Raw genomic sequence first — 329 nt, 5'->3', positions numbered from 1 at the left:
GTCGGGATGAAGCCGAAGAACGTCGCACCGCCCACCGCCGTGCTCTCGTTGCCCGTCGCCTGCGACGATTCGCCGACTGCCGTGCTGCTCGTGCCTGCGGCCAGGCTCATCGTGCCCACCGCCGTGCTGTAGTCACCAATCGCGTTGGCCACCGCGCCGAACGACGACGACTGCGCACCCGAAGCGAATGCACCCACGCCCGCCGCGGTCGCCGCAAAGCCTTCCGCATTTGCGCTCGCACCCAGCGCCGTACCGCCCACGCCCGCGCTGGTCGCGCCGGTGTCCACCGGCACGCCGCCACTGGTGATCAGCGGATCGCCGTTCTCGTC

Annotated in this window: 1 pseudogene; it reads right to left on the bottom strand. The window is 70.8% G+C overall.

Annotation, left to right across the window (positions count from 1 at the left end):
* Window positions 1-329, bottom strand: a pseudogene (locus ACTJIL_RS16100) (hypothetical protein); the annotation flags it as partial.

Source organism: Luteimonas sp. 22616 (assembly GCF_052044325.1).
Classification (GTDB): Bacteria; Pseudomonadota; Gammaproteobacteria; order Xanthomonadales; family Xanthomonadaceae; genus Luteimonas.
The sequence above is the reverse complement of the archived record's forward strand: the minus strand, read 5'-3'. Positions and strand labels throughout refer to the sequence as shown.